This is a genomic window from Roseateles sp. GW835-FHT13E02, from assembly GCF_058794035.1.
This window is the reverse complement of the sequence record NZ_JBXAGJ010000001.1, coordinates 343074-359103: the sequence shown is the minus strand read 5'-3', so window position 1 is coordinate 359103 and position 16030 is coordinate 343074. Positions and strand designations below refer to the sequence as shown.

General features: G+C 66.2%; 14 protein-coding genes. All 14 read left to right on the top strand.

The window, feature by feature from the left end; all coding sequences use genetic code 11:
* Window positions 1–143: 143 nt before the first annotated feature.
* The 14 genes from scpB (at window position 144) to hflK (ending at window position 16030) form a co-directional block, all read left to right on the top strand.
* A complete protein-coding gene (gene scpB, locus AC1Q6P_RS01525; RefSeq protein ID WP_271009947.1) occupies window positions 144–1010 on the top strand; it encodes an SMC-Scp complex subunit ScpB in 867 nt (288 codons plus the stop codon).
* Window positions 1007–3250 (top strand): pseudouridine synthase, encoded by a 2244-nt coding sequence (locus tag AC1Q6P_RS01520; RefSeq protein WP_492664224.1) that lies wholly within the window; start codon window positions 1007–1009, stop codon window positions 3248–3250. The genes scpB and AC1Q6P_RS01520 overlap by 4 nt, the downstream gene beginning before the upstream one ends.
* Before the next feature lie 120 nt (window positions 3251–3370).
* Entirely contained in the window at window positions 3371–3796 is a 426-nt protein-coding gene (gene ndk, locus AC1Q6P_RS01515; protein WP_102767438.1) for a nucleoside-diphosphate kinase, read from the top strand.
* Window positions 3797–3946: 150 nt separating this feature from the next.
* Complete coding sequence (gene rlmN / locus AC1Q6P_RS01510) at window positions 3947–5068, top strand: dual-specificity RNA methyltransferase RlmN (protein ID WP_492664225.1); 1122 nt, start codon at window positions 3947–3949, stop codon at window positions 5066–5068.
* Window positions 5069–5170: 102 nt separating this feature from the next.
* Window positions 5171–5941 (top strand): type IV pilus biogenesis/stability protein PilW, encoded by a 771-nt coding sequence (gene pilW, locus AC1Q6P_RS01505; RefSeq protein WP_223696505.1) that lies wholly within the window; start codon window positions 5171–5173, stop codon window positions 5939–5941.
* Between the two features lie 13 nt (window positions 5942–5954).
* Window positions 5955–6962: a helix-turn-helix domain-containing protein gene (locus tag AC1Q6P_RS01500; protein ID WP_492664226.1), complete on the top strand. Its 1008-nt coding sequence runs from the start codon at window positions 5955–5957 to the stop codon at window positions 6960–6962.
* A gap of 101 nt (window positions 6963–7063) precedes the next feature.
* Window positions 7064–8368: a flavodoxin-dependent (E)-4-hydroxy-3-methylbut-2-enyl-diphosphate synthase gene (gene ispG, locus AC1Q6P_RS01495; RefSeq protein ID WP_102767434.1), complete on the top strand. Its 1305-nt coding sequence runs from the start codon at window positions 7064–7066 to the stop codon at window positions 8366–8368.
* Window positions 8369–8413: 45 nt separating this feature from the next.
* Window positions 8414–9736 carry a histidine--tRNA ligase gene (hisS, locus tag AC1Q6P_RS01490; protein ID WP_492664227.1) on the top strand — a complete coding sequence of 441 codons (1323 nt, stop codon included), beginning with the start codon at window positions 8414–8416 and terminating at the stop codon, window positions 9734–9736.
* 50 nt (window positions 9737–9786) lie between these two features.
* Complete coding sequence (locus AC1Q6P_RS01485) at window positions 9787–10470, top strand: YfgM family protein (RefSeq protein WP_171825809.1); 684 nt, start codon at window positions 9787–9789, stop codon at window positions 10468–10470.
* Window positions 10467–11642 (top strand): outer membrane protein assembly factor BamB, encoded by a 1176-nt coding sequence (gene bamB, locus AC1Q6P_RS01480; protein ID WP_492664228.1) that lies wholly within the window; start codon window positions 10467–10469, stop codon window positions 11640–11642. Before AC1Q6P_RS01485 ends, bamB begins: the two co-directional genes overlap by 4 nt.
* 50 nt (window positions 11643–11692) lie before the next feature.
* Window positions 11693–13030: a ribosome biogenesis GTPase Der gene (der, locus tag AC1Q6P_RS01475; protein ID WP_492664229.1), complete on the top strand. Its 1338-nt coding sequence runs from the start codon at window positions 11693–11695 to the stop codon at window positions 13028–13030.
* A gap of 92 nt (window positions 13031–13122) precedes the next feature.
* Window positions 13123–13368, top strand: coding sequence for an RNA chaperone Hfq (gene hfq, locus AC1Q6P_RS01470; protein WP_102767430.1), 246 nt, complete (start codon window positions 13123–13125; stop codon window positions 13366–13368).
* A gap of 29 nt (window positions 13369–13397) precedes the next feature.
* Entirely contained in the window at window positions 13398–14708 is a 1311-nt protein-coding gene (hflX, locus tag AC1Q6P_RS01465; protein ID WP_492664230.1) for a GTPase HflX, read from the top strand.
* Between the two features lie 2 nt (window positions 14709–14710).
* Window positions 14711–16030 (top strand): FtsH protease activity modulator HflK, encoded by a 1320-nt coding sequence (gene hflK, locus AC1Q6P_RS01460; protein WP_492664291.1) that lies wholly within the window; start codon window positions 14711–14713, stop codon window positions 16028–16030.

Here is a 16030-nt window from a genome sequence, read left to right as displayed (position 1 = left end):
GTTCAATTCGGTGCCGCTTCCCATGCCGAGGCGCCGTGAGTGCGCCCCGCTGGCTTGCTGAGTGATGTCAGACGCAAGCGCCAAGCCCTGCAAGGCCCGGACGAATCAACACCCGCATGGAACGGGAACGATGACGAAAGTCAATGAACACACAGGATGCTAAGCGCGTCCTCGAGACCGCGCTGATTTGCGCCCAGCAGCCTTTGACGCTGCGCGAAATGCGCAGCTTGTTTGCCGATGCCGTCGGTCCCGACACCTTGCGTTCGGTCCTCGACGAGCTCTCGCGTGATTGGGAAGGCCGGGGCGTGGAGTTGGTGGCGGTGGCCAGCGGTTGGCGCTTTCAGAGCCGGCCCGAGATGCGCGAGTATCTCGACCGCATGCATCCCGAAAAGCCGCAGCGTTACTCGCGGGCCGTGATGGAGACCTTGGCCATCATTGCCTACCGCCAGCCGGTGACGCGCGGCGATATTGAAGACATTCGCGGCGTGGTGGTCTCCACCCAGATCGTCAAGCAGCTCGAAGATCGGGCCTGGATTGAAGTGATTGGCCACCGCGAAGCGCCCGGGCGACCGGCGCTGTACGCGACCACGCAGCAGTTTCTGGACGATCTGGGCCTGAACAGCCTGGAGCAACTGCCCGAACTGGAAGCCGGGCAGGCGCCGAGTGCAGCCGTGGCGGAAGCTGCGGGTTTGCAGGGCTTGTTGCTGGAAACGGAAGCCGAAACCGAAGGCCCGGCTCAGCTGTCGGTTGACGGTCAAAGCAGCAGCTCAGGCGAGGCGCCGTCAGAGGCCACGGCGCCGCAAGCCCTTGAACCCGAAGCGGCGCCCGATGCGAATCTGGCGACTGCTGAACCTATGCCGCTGGTGGATGCCTCTGTGCAGCCGCCGGCAGAAACCGCGAAGATTTCTTCGATCCATTCCGCGCCTATCGGCAACGATATCGGCGCCTCTATTCCGGCCGAGCCGGACTCTCAGACTGACGCCGCCGAACCGGTGCAACCCGACGCATGAATTCCAACGAAACCGATTCCCAAGCCGATTCCGGCGCCTCCGCCATTGAACCTGGCAGCGAGGCCGCAGCGCCCAAGCGCAAGCGTGCACCGGCCAAGTCCAAGGTGGCGGTAGGCGCCGAAAGTGCCCCGGCTGCGGTTGAAGCCGCCGCTGAAGCCGCGCCCGTCAAGACACGCGCGCCGCGCAAGACGGCGGCGAAGAAGGCTGCTGAGGCCGTGCTGGAGCTGAGTGGCGAAGCTTCGGCTCCAGTTGCGGCGCCGGCTGCGGCTCCGTTTGAACCCGAGGCGGCAGAAGCCGCTGCGCCCAAGCGCCGCGCCCCGCGCAAGACCGCCGCTGCCAAATCGGCCGAGGCTTCACCCGAGGCTGCTGCGCCCGAGGCGGCGCCAGCGCCGGCCGAAGCTGCGCCGGCACCCGCCGCGCGCAAGCCGGTGTTCACGCTGGCGCCGGACGCCGAATCGGCGCCAGCGGCCGAACCGGCGGCCGAAGCTGCCGAAGCTGGCTCTGGCGAAGACGCGGGTGATTCGGCCGAGGGTGGCGAGCGCGGTGGTCGCAATCGCAACCGCCGCCGGGGCCGCAAGGATCGCGGTGATCGCGCCGAGCGTCCGGAGGGCGCCGTTGCGGCCGAGGGCGGCGAGCGCCCGCTGCGCGTGGCCGTGCAGGCGGTGGCGCCTGCACCCGAGGTGCTGGCGGCGGTGGGTGAGCGCTTCGCCGAAGTGCTGGCGGGTGAGTTCGATGGCAGCGACGAGGGCGAACTGCCTGAGGCTACGGCTGTGGTCGAGGACGAAGAAGAAGTCGACACCAAGCGTGTGCTGGCCGCCGAGCCCGATGCGCCCAAGCTGCAAAAAGTGCTGGCCCAGGCCGGCATTGGCTCGCGCCGCGACATCGAGGACATGATTGCCGACGGCAAGATCGAAGTGAACGGCGAAGTGGCCCACATCGGCCAGCGCATTTCCTTCGGTGACCAGGTCCGTGTGGCCGGCAAGCCGATCCGCGTGCGCATCTCGCCGCCGGCGCCGCGCATCCTGGCCTACCACAAGCCCGCTGGCGAAGTGGTCACCTTCAACGACCCGGAAGGTCGCCCGACCGTGTTCCGTCACCTGCCGCGCCTGCAGCAGGGCAAATGGCAATCGGTCGGTCGCCTGGACATCAACACCGAAGGCTTGCTGCTGTTCACCAACTCGGGTGAGCTGGCCAATCAGCTGATGCATCCGCGCTTCGGCGTGGAGCGTGAGTACGCCGTGCGCGTGCTCGGCACCTTGCAGCCCGATCAAAAGGCGCGTCTGCTCGAAGGCGTGATCGTCGAGGGTCAGAAGGCCGCGTTCAAGAGCATCGAAGACGGCGGCGGCGAGGGCGTGAACCACTGGTACCGCGTGGTCATCACCGAAGGCCGCAACCGCGAAGTGCGCAAGCTCTTCGACACGGTGGGCCTGACGGTCAGCCGCCTGATTCGCATTCGCTACGGCACCGTGGTGCTGCCGCGCGGCCTGAAGCGCTGCGTCTGGATCGAGCTGGGTGAAGACGATGTGAAGATCATCCGCCGCCTGGCCGGTGGTGAGCAGCAAGGCCGCGGCCGTGAGGACCGAGCCGAGCGCGGCCCTCGTGGGAACGACCGAGGCAATGACCGCGGCGACCGTGGTGACCGTGGTGACCGTGGCGAGGCGCGTGCCGATCGCGGTGAGCGCGGCGAGCGCGGTGAGCAACGCCCCGAGCGCGGCGGCGAGCGGGGCCGCAATGGCAACGGCAACGGCAACGGCAACAACCGCCGTGCCGATGGTCGCCAGGCCGGTGTCGGTCCGCGCCCCTCGCGTGGCCCCGAGGCGCGCGCGCCCGAGCGTGACCGCGAGCCGCCGCGCGCCCAGGAGCGCGACCGCGATCGCGATCTGGATCGTGGCGACGACGAGTTTGACGACTTCATTCCGCGCAATATCAACCCGCTGGAGCAGACCTTTGACCGTCGTTTTGCCGGCAACAAGGGTCGTGGTTTCCCGCAGGGCTTCGGTGCCGGTGGCAGCAGCAGCCAGGAGCCGCGTGGCGGCCAAGGCCGCGGCGGTGCCCGTGGCGGCAAGGGCGACGGCCCGCGCCAGCCCGATCCGATGCAAACCTCGGTCGGCTATATCGGTGCAGACGCCTTTGTGCGCCGCAGCGGCCGGGGTGGTGGCGGTGGTGGTCGTGGCGGCCAGGGCGGCGGCAACGGCGGCGGTGGCCGCAGCGGCGGCGGCTTTGGTGGCCGCAAGCGCTGATCCAGCGTGCCGGATGGCGCGGTTTCAGGCCCGGCTCAGCCCGGCGCTGAAACCTCGCTGACACCGGCACACAGTACAATCGCGGGTTTTGCCAAGCCCTTAGATTTCAGGAGAAATACCATGGCGATCGAACGTACCCTTTCCATCATCAAGCCCGATGCCGTCGCCAAGAACGTGATCGGCCAGATCTACGCTCGTTTCGAAGGCGCAGGCCTGAAGATCGTCGCGGCCAAGATGACCCACCTGTCGCGCGGCGAAGCCGAGGCTTTCTACGCTGTGCACAAGGCACGCCCCTTCTTCAACGACCTGGTGAACTTCATGATCTCCGGTCCGGTCGTGATCTCCGCTCTGGAAGGCGAGAACGCCATCCTGAAGCACCGCGATCTGATGGGCGCCACCGACCCGAAGAAGGCCGAGAAGGGCACCATCCGTGCTGACTTCGCCGACAGCATCGATGCCAACGCCGTGCACGGTTCGGACGCTCCCGAAACCGCTGCCGTGGAAGTGGCATTCTTCTTCCCCGGCATGAATGTCTACAGCCGTTAATTCGGTCTGACGCCTCTTGTGCTGACAGCCTGGAGGCTGTGAGTTTGAGTTGTAAACCGCTTGCCGGCCTTCGGGCTTGCGGCGGTTTTTGCAAACCAGGGCGGCGCCATTTCAGGTCCGGCCCTGACGACAAGAGATAGAGGCAAGATCATGGACGCGGTCAACCTGCTTGGATTCGATCTGGAAGGCCTGGCTGCGTACTGCGAGCAGCTGGGGGAAAAGCGTTTTCGCGCCACCCAGCTGTTCCGCTGGATCCATCAAAAAGGTGCATCTGATTTCGCTCAGATGACCGACCTGGCCAAGTCGCTGCGCGACAAGCTGGCCAGCCGGGCGCATATTCAGGCGTTGCCGGTGATTTCTGAACATCGCTCCGCGGACGGCACGGTCAAATGGTTGTTTGACGTGGGCGCCGGCAATGCCGTGGAAGCCGTCTACATCCCCGAAAGCGATCGCGGCACGCTGTGCGTGTCCAGCCAAGCCGGTTGTGCCGTGGGCTGCCGTTTCTGCTCCACCGGCCATCAGGGCTTCAGCCGCAACCTCGAGACCTGGGAAATCATTGCCCAGCTCTGGTATGCCGAGCACCAGCTGCGCCGCGACCTGGGCCGCGATGAACGCATCATCTCCAATGTGGTGATGATGGGCATGGGCGAGCCCTTGCAGAACTACAACGCCCTGGTGCCGGCCCTGCGCATGATGCTGGACGACCATGGCTATGGTCTGTCGCGCCGCCGCGTGACGGTTTCGACCTCGGGCGTGGTGCCCATGATCGACCGCCTGCGCGAGGACTGCCCGGTGGCCCTGGCCGTGTCCCTGCACGCGCCGACCGACCCGCTGCGCGACCAGCTCGTGCCGCTGAACAAGAAGTACCCGATTGCCGAGCTGCTGGAGGCCTGCAATCGCTACTTGGACAAGGCGCCGCGCGACTTCATCACCTTCGAATACTGCATGCTGGATGGCGTCAACGACACGCCGGAGCAGGCGCAGGCCCTGGTCAAGCTGCTGCGCGGAACCCACGGGGTCTCCTGCAAGATCAATCTGATCCCCTTCAATCCCTTCCCGGCTTCTGGCCTGCTGCGCAGCTCGAACGAGCGCGTCAAGGCCTTTGCCGAGGTGCTGCTCAATGCCGGCCTGGTGACGACGGTGCGCAAGACGCGCGGTGACGACATCGACGCGGCCTGCGGGCAGCTGGCCGGCGAGGTGCAGGATCGCACCCAGGCCCACATTCGCATGGTGCGTGCGCCAGTGGTGGTAAAAGGCGCAAGTTCTCCCTGAGTGCAGTGAACTTTTCGAACCCCTGGTGAAGACAACAGCCCAATGAAAACAAGAACTGAGCAGACAGGTTTGGCATCTTTGGTGGCGAAGTCCGGGTCCCGCATGCTGTTGGCGGGCTTGGTGCTGATGCTGGCGGCCTGTGCCGCGCCGGCGCCCACTGCCAGCACGGGCCCGCGCACCGCCTTCGATCAGACCGATGCGGACCGCCGCGCCGGTGTGCGCCTGGAGTTGGCGGCCGGCTATTTCTCGCGCGGCCAGTACAACACCGCGCTCGACGAAATCAAGCAGGCCCTGACCGCCAAGCCCGATATGCGCGAGGCCATCAATCTGCGCGGCCTGGTGTATGCGGCCATGGGGGAACCTCAGCTGGCCGACGACAACTTCCGCCGCGCGCTGGTGCTCTACCCGCAAGACCCCGACACCTTGCACAACTACGGCTGGCTGATGTGCCAGCAGCAACGCTGGGCCGAAGCCAGCAGCCGCTTCGAGCAGGCCCTGGCGCAGCCCAGCTACCGCGCGCCGGCGCGCACCTACCTGGCCAAGGGCGTGTGCGAAGCGCGCGCCGGCCGCTTGGCCGAAGCCGAAGCCAGCCTGGTCAAGGCCTTCGAGTTCGATCCGGGCAACCCGGCCGTGGCCGTCAATCTGGCCGAGGTGCTGTACCGCAATCAGCAGTACGAACGCGCGCGCTTCTACATCAAACGGGTCAATGCCCAGGAAGACCAGAGCACAGCGCAGACGCTCTGGCTGGCCCTGCGCATTGAGCGCCGTCTCAACAACAATGCCGGCGTGGATGAACTGGGCCAATTGCTGCGTCGTCGTCATCCGCAGTCGGCCGAGCTGCAAGCCTTGAACAATGGGCGCTTCGATGAGTGAAGAGGGAGATCGCATGTCTTCGATCCTGAGCGAGGCCGCGCCCGTGTCTGGCATGGCCGCGCCGCGCCAGACCGCGGGCGCCTGGTTGCGCGATGCGCGCCAGCGCCATGGCCTGCACATCGTTGCCCTGGCAGCCACGCTCAAGGTTCACCCGTCCAAGCTCGAGGCGCTGGAAGCCGACCGCTGGGACGAACTGCCGGACACGACCTTTGTGCGTGCGCTGGCCAAGTCCATCTGCCGCGTGCTCAAGATCGATGCCGCGCCGGTGCTGGCCCTGCTGCCGAACAGCGAAGACCGCGAGCTGACCATGTCGCGCGGCCTGAATCAGCCTTTCCGCGACCGCACGGCCGGGGAGGGTGGTTTCTCGCTGGCGCTCATTCAGCGGCCGGTGGTCTGGGGGCCGGCCTTGTTGCTGGCTGCGGCTGTCGGCGTGTACCTGATGCCTGCGGCCTGGCTGCCCTCGGCCGCCTCGCTCGGCGCGCCAGGTCCGGCGGCCAGCGAGGCGGTGGAGTCGAGCTCTGCCACCTTGCCCGTGCCGGTCGAGGCGCCTTTGGTCACGGCTTCGGCCCCGGTGCTCGCGGCGCCCGCTTCGGCCCCTGCCGCCATGGCTCAGTCGAGCCCGGTGCTTCAAGCGCCCGCCAGCGCTGCCGCTGTGGGCCTGCAGTCCACAACTGGGCAGGACTTGCGTTTGAACCCGCCGTCACCTGCCTTGACGAAGCCACTTGCCGCAGCCGCTTCGGCAGCTGCGATCGCACCTGCGCAGCCGCTGGCGCCACCGCCGGGCTCCGTGCCGCTGGTGGTCAAGGTCAGCTCCGAGTCCTGGGTCGAGGTGGTGGACGCTTCGGGCCGTACCCTCTTGTCCAAGCTCCTGCGTCCCGGTGATGCGCAGAATCTGGCCGGCCTGCCGCCGCTGCGCGTGCGCGTGGGCAATGTGGCCGGCACCGAGTTGATCTTGCGTGGCGAGCCGGTGGATCTGGTGTCGCGGTCCAAGGACAACGTGGCACGCCTGGAACTGAATTGACCGATGGATCCGAGCGGTGCCGGCGCTGACCCCTCACCCCAGCCCGCATCCTCGCGAATCCAAGCCCTGTTTTTTGCCGAACCTCACAGCAGCATCGACATATGAGCGCAACGCCTGACGAGACCAGCCCCGCGCTGGCGTCCTCTCCCTTCTTGGCCGTGGCCGCCGCCCAACCGGCTGCGCGCCGCTCGCGCCAGGCCCAGGTTCGCTGGGGTTCGCGTGTGGTCACCATCGGCGGTGATGCGCCGGTGCGCGTGCAGTCCATGACCAACACCGACACCGTGGATGTGATCGGCACCGCCATCCAGATCAAGGAGCTGGCGATTGCCGGCTCCGAGCTGGTGCGCATCACGGTCAACACGCCCGAGGCGGCCGAGGCCGTGCCGCACATCCGCGAGCAGCTCGATCGCATGGGCATCGATGTGCCTCTGGTGGGCGATTTCCACTACAACGGCCACCGTCTGCTGAGCGAGTACCCGGCCATGGCGCAAGCCTTGTCCAAGTACCGCATCAATCCGGGCAATGTCGGCAAGGGCGACAAGAAAGACCGCCAGTTCGCGATGATGATCGAGGCCGCGATCAAGTACGACAAGGTCGTGCGCATCGGCGTCAACTGGGGCAGCCTGGACCAGGAGCTGCTCGCCGCCATGATGGACGAGAACGCCCAGCGTGCCGAGCCCTGGGATGCCAAGCAGGTCATGTACCAGGCGCTGATCCAATCGGCCCTGAGCTCGGCTGAGTACGCCCGCGAGCTGGGCATGAACCCCGACAACATCATCATCAGCTGCAAGGTCAGCGGCGTGCAGGACCTGATCTCGGTCTACCGTGCGCTCAGCCAGCGCTGCGATTACGCCCTGCACCTGGGGCTGACCGAAGCCGGCATGGGCACCAAGGGCACGGTGGCCTCGGCCACGGCCTTGTCCATCCTGCTTCAAGAGGGTATCGGCGACACCATCCGTGTCTCGCTGACGCCCCAGCCTGGCGAATCTCGCACGCAAGAGGTGGTGGTGGCGCTGGAGATTCTGCAGTCCCTGGGCCTGCGCGCCTTCAACCCCAGCGTGACCGCTTGCCCGGGCTGCGGCCGCACCACCAGCACCACCTTCCAGGAGCTGGCCAAGCAGATCGACGATTTCCTGCGTGAGCAGATGCCGGTCTGGCGCAAGAAGTACCCCGGCGTGGAAAACCTCAAGGTGGCCGTGATGGGCTGCATCGTCAACGGCCCCGGCGAGAGCAAGCACGCCGACATCGGCATCAGCCTGCCCGGCACCGGCGAGGCGCCGGCCGCGCCGGTCTTCATTGACGGTGAAAAAGCCCTGACCCTGCGCGGCGAAAACATCGCCAACGAGTTCCACGCCCTGGTCGAGAACTACATCGAGAAGCGCTTTGGCGCCGTGCAAGCGGCCTGAGCGCTGGCATTGCTTGAAAAAAAGAACACCGCGAATTCCACACCCATGAGTGAACCGAAGAAGTTGCCCCAGCTGCAAGCCGTCAAGGGCATGAACGACATCCTGCCGCCCGACTCGGCGCGCTGGGAATGGCTGGAAGCCAAGATGCGCAGCGTGTTGCAACGCTATGGCTATCAGAATGTGCGCACGCCCATCGTCGAACCCACGGCCCTGTTCGTGCGAGGCATTGGCGAGGTGACCGATATCGTCGAGAAGGAGATGTACGCCTTCGAAGACCGTGCCGACAAGCATGGCCAGGCCGAGCATCTGGCCCTGCGCCCGGAGATGACGGCCGGCGTGGTGCGCGCCATGATCGAGCATTCCTTCCTGCGCGACTCGGGCCGCCGCCTGTACTACTTCGGCCCCATGTTCCGCCGCGAAAAGCCGCAGAAGGGTCGTTACCGCCAGTTCCATCAGATGGGTGTCGAGGCCCTGGGCTTTGCCGGCCCCGATGTCGACGCCGAAGTGATCTTGATGGGCAGCCGCCTCTTGCGCGAGCTGGGTCTGAAGGATGGCGAGCATGTCAGCCTGGAGCTGAACTGCCTGGGCGAAGCGGCCGAGCGCCGCGCCCACCGCGAGGCCCTGATCGCCCACCTGGAGGCGCACAAGGACCTGCTCGATGAAGACAGTCAGCGCCGCCTTTACACCAACCCCCTTCGCGTGCTGGACACCAAGAATCCGGCCCTGCAGGAGATGGCGAATGCCGCGCCCAAGCTGCTGGATTTCCTCGGTGAAGCCTCGCTGGCGCATTTCAACGGCGTGCGCGCCATCCTCGACGCCGCGGGCGTGGCCTATCGCATCAACCCGCGCCTGGTGCGCGGCCTGGACTACTACAACCTGACCGTGTTCGAGTGGGTCACCGACAAGCTGGGCTCGCAAGGCACGGTCTGCGGCGGCGGCCGCTACGACGGCCTGATCGAGCAGTTGGGCGGCAAAGCGACCCCGGCCGTGGGCTTCGGCATGGGCATGGAACGCATGCTGCTTTTGCTGGAAGAAGTGGGCGTGGCCCCGGCCGCGCCGACCCCGCACGCCTATGCCATCGTGCCCTCGGCCAACGGCCTGGCCCAGGTCATGGTGGCACTGGAGGCCCTGCGTGGCGCCGGCGTCAGCGTGATCCTGCACCCGGGACAGAGCAGCATGAAGTCGCAGTTCAAGAAGGCCGATGCCAGCGGCGCGGCCTTCGCCCTGATCTTCGGCGAGGACGAAGTCGCCCGCGGTGAAGTGGCCGTCAAGCCGCTCCGCCAGGGAATGCAACCCGAGGGGGCGGCGCAGTACACCCGCAGCATTTCGTCGGCGGCCGACTGGGCAGCCGAGCTGCTCAACGCATAATCGCGGCCTTCCTCCCGTTTTCACCACCGCAATCCGAGAATCTTTCATTCATGGCGTCGCATCTCGATCTCGAAGAACAAGAACAGCTGGACCAGCTGAAGGCTTTTTGGAAAACCTGGGGCAATCTGATCACCTGGGCGCTGACCATCGCCCTGGCGGCCTATGCCGGCTGGAACGGTTGGAACTGGTACCAGCGTGACCAGGCCAGCAAGGCCGCGGCCATGTACGACGAGCTGGACCGTGCCGTGCAGGCCGGTGATGCCGAAAAGGCCGGCCGCGTTTTTGGTGACCTGAAAGAGCGTTATCCCAGCACCACCTATGCCGCTCAAGCTGCGCTGCAGGCCGCCAAGGCCCAGTTCGACAAGGGTCAGGCCGACGCCGCCCGAGCCAGCCTGAGCTGGGCAGCCAGCAGCGCTTCGCAAGAAGATGTGCGCGATGTCGCCCGCCTCCGTCTGGCCGGTCTGCAACTCGATGCCAAGCAGTACGACGAGGCCGCCAAGACCCTGGATGCGATCAAGTCGCCCGATTTCGCCGCCCTGCAGGCCGACCGACGCGGTGACCTGCTGGTGTTGCAGTCCAAGCCGGATCTGGCCAAGGCCGAGTACCAGAAAGCCTATGCCGCCATGGACAAGAACCAGGACTACCGCCGCCTGATCGAGGCCAAGCTGAGCACCCTGGGCGTGGCCCCGCCGGTGGAAGAAGCAGCGGCCGCCGGCCAAGGAGCGGCCAAGTGAGCGGCGCGTTGAAGAAGGCGACGCTGCAGATGGGCGCGTCCCGCCTGCGCACGGGTGCGCTGGCTCTGGCGGCTGCGGCTGTGCTGACCGGCTTGTCGGGCTGCTCGCTGTTCGGCTCCTCGAACGCACCCAAGCCCACGCCGTTGGAAACGCTGACGCCCGAGATCGCCGGCCGCGTGGTCTGGAACAGCCGCATCGATTCGGTGCAGTTCCCGCTCTCGATTGCCACCGTGGCCAACCAGTTCGTGGTCGCCGGCAGCGGCGGCGTGGTTGAGGCCTTGCAGGCCAGCGATGGCCGCTCGGCCTGGCGGGTGGATGTGGGCCAGAAGCTCAGCGCCGGTGTCGGCTCGGACGGCCGTTTCGCCGCCGTGGTGACGCGTGAGAACGAGGTGGTGGTGCTGGAAGCCGGCCGCGTGCTCTGGCGCAAGCCCTTGCCCAGCGCCGTGCTGGCTGCGCCCCTGGTGGCGGGCGAGCGCGTCTTCGTGCTGACCGTGGATCGCCAGGTCCAGGCTTTCGATGCCCTGGACGGCCGCCTGCTCTGGAACCTGCGCCGTCCCGGCGAGCCCCTGACCCTGGCCCAGCCCGGCGTGCTGGCCGCCTTCAAGGACACCTTGATCGTCGGCCAGGGCCCGCGCATGGCGGGTGTCGACCCGCTGCGTGGTTCGGTGCGCTGGGAAGCCAGCGTGGCCAGCCCGCGTGGCACCAACGAAGTCGAGCGCTTGGCCGATCTGGTGGCGCCCGCTGTCCGTCAGGGCGACCTGATCTGCGCGCGCGCCTTCCAGTCCGCCGTGGGCTGCGTCAATGCCGAGCGCGGCAGCGCGCTCTGGAGCCGCAACTTCGGCGGCATGAACGGCATCGGTGGCGGTGCCACCGCCGTCGTGGCAGCCGACGCTTCGGATCGCATCACGGCCTGGGGCCTGGGCAATGGCGATGTGATGTGGACGGCCGATCAGTTCCAGCACCGCCGCCTGAGCGCGCCGCTGGTGGTGGGCAAGAATGTGGTGGTCGGCGACTTCGAAGGCCAGGTGCATTTCCTGGCCCTGGACAACGGCCGCACCCAGCTGCGTCTGGCCACCGATGGCTCGGCCATCCAGGCCGCCCCCGTGGCCCTGGGCACGACCATTTTGGTGGCCACCCGCAATGGCGGGCTGTACGCCTTGCGACCTGAGTAAGACCCGGCTCCGGCCGGCTTTGAACCCCTAGCAGTGAGAACAATAAGAATATGAAACCCGTCATCGCCCTGGTCGGACGCCCCAATGTGGGCAAGTCCACGCTCTTCAACCGGCTGACCAAGAGCCGCGACGCCATCGTCGCGGATTTTGCCGGCCTGACGCGCGACCGCCACTACGGTGACGCGCGCCTGGGTGATCGTGAGTTCATCGTCATCGACACCGGCGGTTTCGAGCCCGACAGCACCACCGGCATCGTCAAGGAAATGGCCAAGCAGACCCGCCAGGCCGTGGCCGAGGCCGATGCCGTGGTCTTTGTGGTCGATGTGCGTCTGGGTCTGTCGGCCCAGGACAGCGACATCGCCCGCTACCTGCGCCAGGCCAACAAGCGCATCTTCCTGGCCGTGAACAAGGCCGAGGGCATGAGCGATTCGCCCCTGCTGGGTGAGTTCCATGAGCTGGGCCTGGGCGAGCCGCACCCGATTTCGGCCTCGCACGGACAGGGCATCCGCAGCCTGTTGGAAGCGGTGCTGGAGCCCTTCGAGTTTGAAGAAGACGAAGAGGCTGCGCCCGAGAACGACGGCGTCATCCGTCTGGCCGTGGCCGGCCGCCCCAATGTGGGCAAGAGCACGCTGATCAACACCTGGCTGGGTGAAGAGCGCTTGGTGGCCTTCGACATGCCGGGCACCACGCGCGACGCCATTGCCGTGCCTTTCGAGCGCAATGGTCAGCAGTTCCAGCTGATCGACACCGCCGGCCTGCGCCGCAAGGGCAAGGTCTTCGAAGCCATCGAAAAGTTCTCGGTGGTCAAGACCTTGCAGGCGATTGCCGACGCCAATGTCGTGCTGCTGCTGCTGGATGCCACGCAAGGCGTGTCCGATCAAGACGCTCACATTGCGGGTTACATCCTGGAAAGCGGCCGCGCCGTGGTGCTGGCCGTCAACAAATGGGACGCCATCGACAGCTATCAGCGCGAGCAGCTGCAGCGCTCGATCGAGCAGCGCCTGGCGTTTTTGAAGTTCGCCCCGATCCACAACATCTCGGCGCTCAAGCGCCAAGGCCTAGGCCCGCTCTGGGGCGCGCTGGCCGATGCGTACTCCTCGGCCTACCGCAAGATGACCACGCCGGTGCTGACGCGCCTGATCCAGGAAGCGGTGGAGCACCAAACGCCCAAACGCAGCGGGCATTTCCGACCCAAGCTGCGCTACGCCCACCAGGGCGGCATGAATCCTCCCCTGGTGATCGTGCACGGCAATTCGCTGGAAGGCGTGACCGAGGCCTACAAACGCTATCTGGAAGGCCGCATCCGCGCCCACTACAAGCTGGTCGGCACGCCCATGCGCATCGAGATGCGTTCCTCGAAGAATCCCTACAGCGACAAAGACAGCTGAAGCCTGTCTCCCGGGCCCGCAGCGGTGGCGGCCAGCCTGTGTTAAGGTGAACGCCGTTCCCTCCAAATCCCTCTCACAACACGGAGCATATCGTGAGCAACAAAGGCCAACTCCTGCAAGATCCCTTCCTGAACCTGCTGCGCAAGGAGCATGTGCCGGTGTCCATCTACCTGGTCAACGGCATCAAGCTGCAAGGTCACATCGAGTCGTTTGACCAGTATGTGGTTCTGCTGCGCAACACGGTCACGCAGATGGTCTACAAGCACGCCATCTCCACGGTGGTGCCGGGTCGTGCGGTGAATTTCCACACCGCCGACAGCGCTGACGAAGCGCACTGAAACCTGGGCTTTTGCCCCTTGCCCACACCTTGAGTTCCGCTGACTCCACCCACACGTCGCCGCCTTCTGAGGCGGCGCGTGCCATTCTTGTGGGCGTTGATTTCGGCCGCCACGCCAAATCTTCGTTCGCATCCACATTCGATCCCACCCTGGACGAGCTGGCCTTGCTGGCCGAATCCGCCGGCGACACGCCGGTGGCCCGGGTGATTGCTCGCCGCCAGTCGCCCGATGCGGCGTTGTTTGTCGGCTCGGGCAAGGCCGACGAGATCAAGCTGCTGGTGCAGATGCACCAGGCCCACACCGTGCTGTTCGACCAGGCGATCTCGCCGGCGCAGCAGCGCAATCTCGAGCGTGTGCTGGGCGTGCCCGTGGCCGATCGCACCGCCTTGATCCTGGAGATCTTTGCCGCCCGCGCCAAGAGCCATGAAGGCAAGATGCAGGTCGAGCTGGCCCGCCTGCAATACCTGGCCACACGCCTGGTGCGCCGCTGGAGCCATTTGGAGCGACAGAGCGGCGGCATCGGCATGCGCGGCGGCCCCGGCGAAGCCCAGATCGAGCTGGACCGCCGCATGATTGATGACCGCATCAAGGCCATCAAGGAAAAGCTCAAGAAGGTGCAGCGCCAGCGCAGCACCCAGCAGCGCGCTCGCGCCCGCAACAGCGTGTTCCGCGTGTCCCTGGTCGGCTACACCAATGCCGGCAAGTCCACGCTCTTCAATGCCTTGGTCAAGGCGCGCACCTACGCGGCCGACCAGCTCTTCGCCACGCTGGACACCACCACGCGATCGCTCTACCTGGAGCAGGCTGGCACCAGCGTGTCCTTGTCCGACACCGTGGGTTTCATCCGCGACCTGCCGCACAAGCTGGTCGAGGCTTTCCGCGCCACCTTGCAGGAAGCGGCCGATGCCGACCTGCTCTTGCATGTGGTCGACGCGGCTTCGCCCGTGCTGGAAGAGCAAATGCTGGAAGTGGAGCGGGTGCTGGAAGAAATCGGCGCCGATCACATTCCGCAGATCCTGGTCTACAACAAGCAGGACATGCTGGAAGAGAGCCAGCGACCGCGCAGCGGCATGGACTGGATCGAGCGCCAAAGCGATGGCAGCGTCGGCGCGCGCGTGCCGCGTGTCTTCGTCAGCGCGCTTGATGGCAGTGGCCTTGATGTGTTGCGCGAGCAGATCGTGCAGGCCCTGCTGACGCAGCGCCCGGCCGACTTGAATTCCCCAGGTCTCACCCCAGATGCAGGGGTGGACTTCGCCTCACTGGATTCCGACGATTCCGAACAACCGCTGGCAGACGCCGTGACGGGCGACCCTGCCGACACCCATCCCACACAGGCATGAGCATGAACACCTACGAGCGCGTGAGCCCCGAGCGGCCCGTGATGAGCAGCCCCGCTGCCGGCCGCATCAAGCCTCTGGCGGCCGTGGCTGCCGCTTTGCTGCGCGGCCTGTGGCCCCAGAACTGGCGGGCAGGACGTCTGCTGAACAACGGCCGCAATGACGGCCCGCCGGATCTGGATGAGCTCTGGCGTGATTTCAATCGCAAGCTCTCCGGCATGTTCGGCGGCAAACCCGCCGGCAATGGCGGCAACAACAACAACGGCGACTCGGGCGGCGGCAACAACTACCAGCCCGATATGAAGAGCGCCAGCGTCGGCGCTTTGCTGATCGGCGGCGTGGTGTTGGTCGGTTGGCTGGGCAGCGGCTTCTTCATCGTGCAGGAAGGCCAGCAAGGGGTGATCACCTCCTTTGGCAAGTACAGCAAGACGGTGGATGCCGGCTTCCAGTGGCGCCTGCCGTTCCCCTTCCAGGCCAGCGAGGTGGTCGCCGTGACCCAGCTGCGTCAGGTCGAGGTGGGCCGCAACTCGGTGGTGGCGGCCACGGGGCTGCGTGACTCCTCCATGCTGACGCAGGACGAGAACATCGTCGACATCCGCTTCACCGTGCAGTTCATCCTCAAGGATGCGCGCGACTACCTGTTCGAGAACAACAAGCCCGATGAGGCGGTGATCTTGGCGGCCGAATCGGCCGTGCGCGAGATCGTCGGCAAAAGCAAGATGGACTCGGTGCTGTACGAGCAGCGCGATGCCATCGCGGCCGAGCTGGTCAAGTCGGTGCAAGCCCAGATGGATCGTCTGAAGGCCGGCATCCTGATCAAGGCCGTGAACGTGCAGAACGTGCAGGCGCCCGAGCAGGTGCAGGCTGCCTTCGACGATGCCTTCAAGGCCGGCGCCGACCGCGAGCGCCTGAAGAACGAAGGCCAGGCCTACGCCAACGACGTGATCCCCAAGGCACAAGGCACTTCGGCGCGCCTGCGCGAAGAGGCCGAGGGCTACAAGGCTCGCGTGGTGGCGCAGGCCGAAGGTGATGCGCAGCGCTTCAAGAGTGTGCTGGCCGAGTACCAGAAGGCACCGGCGGTCACACGCGACCGCCTCTACACCGACACCATGCAGCAGGTCTATTCCAACGTCAGCAAGGTGATGGTGGACAGCCGCAATGGCTCCAACCTGCTGTACCTGCCGTTGGACAAGCTGATCCAGCAGGCCGGTGGCAGTGTCACCAGTACAGTGCCGGCGGCCGTGCCGTCCAGCGAGACCCCGGCCACCGTGGGCAATAACGACATGCGTTCGCGCGACGGCCTGCGCAGCCGCGACGGGCGTTGA

Excerpts from the sequence above, each read along its gene's own strand:
- scpB (WP_271009947.1), top strand. The coding sequence starts at position 144 with ATGAACACACAGGATGCTAAGCGCGTCCTCGAGACCGCGCTGATTTGC.
- AC1Q6P_RS01500 (WP_492664226.1), top strand. The coding sequence starts at position 5,955 with ATGTCTTCGATCCTGAGCGAGGCCGCGCCCGTGTCTGGCATGGCCGCG.
- der (WP_492664229.1), top strand. The coding sequence starts at position 11,693 with ATGAAACCCGTCATCGCCCTGGTCGGACGCCCCAATGTGGGCAAGTCC.
- hisS (WP_492664227.1), top strand. The coding sequence starts at position 8,414 with ATGAGTGAACCGAAGAAGTTGCCCCAGCTGCAAGCCGTCAAGGGCATG.
- ndk (WP_102767438.1), top strand. The coding sequence starts at position 3,371 with ATGGCGATCGAACGTACCCTTTCCATCATCAAGCCCGATGCCGTCGCC.
- pilW (WP_223696505.1), top strand. The coding sequence starts at position 5,171 with ATGCTGTTGGCGGGCTTGGTGCTGATGCTGGCGGCCTGTGCCGCGCCG.
- AC1Q6P_RS01485 (WP_171825809.1), top strand. The coding sequence starts at position 9,787 with ATGGCGTCGCATCTCGATCTCGAAGAACAAGAACAGCTGGACCAGCTG.
- hflK (WP_492664291.1), top strand. The coding sequence starts at position 14,711 with ATGAACACCTACGAGCGCGTGAGCCCCGAGCGGCCCGTGATGAGCAGC.
- ispG (WP_102767434.1), top strand. The coding sequence starts at position 7,064 with ATGAGCGCAACGCCTGACGAGACCAGCCCCGCGCTGGCGTCCTCTCCC.
- AC1Q6P_RS01520 (WP_492664224.1), top strand. The coding sequence starts at position 1,007 with ATGAATTCCAACGAAACCGATTCCCAAGCCGATTCCGGCGCCTCCGCC.
- rlmN (WP_492664225.1), top strand. The coding sequence starts at position 3,947 with ATGGACGCGGTCAACCTGCTTGGATTCGATCTGGAAGGCCTGGCTGCG.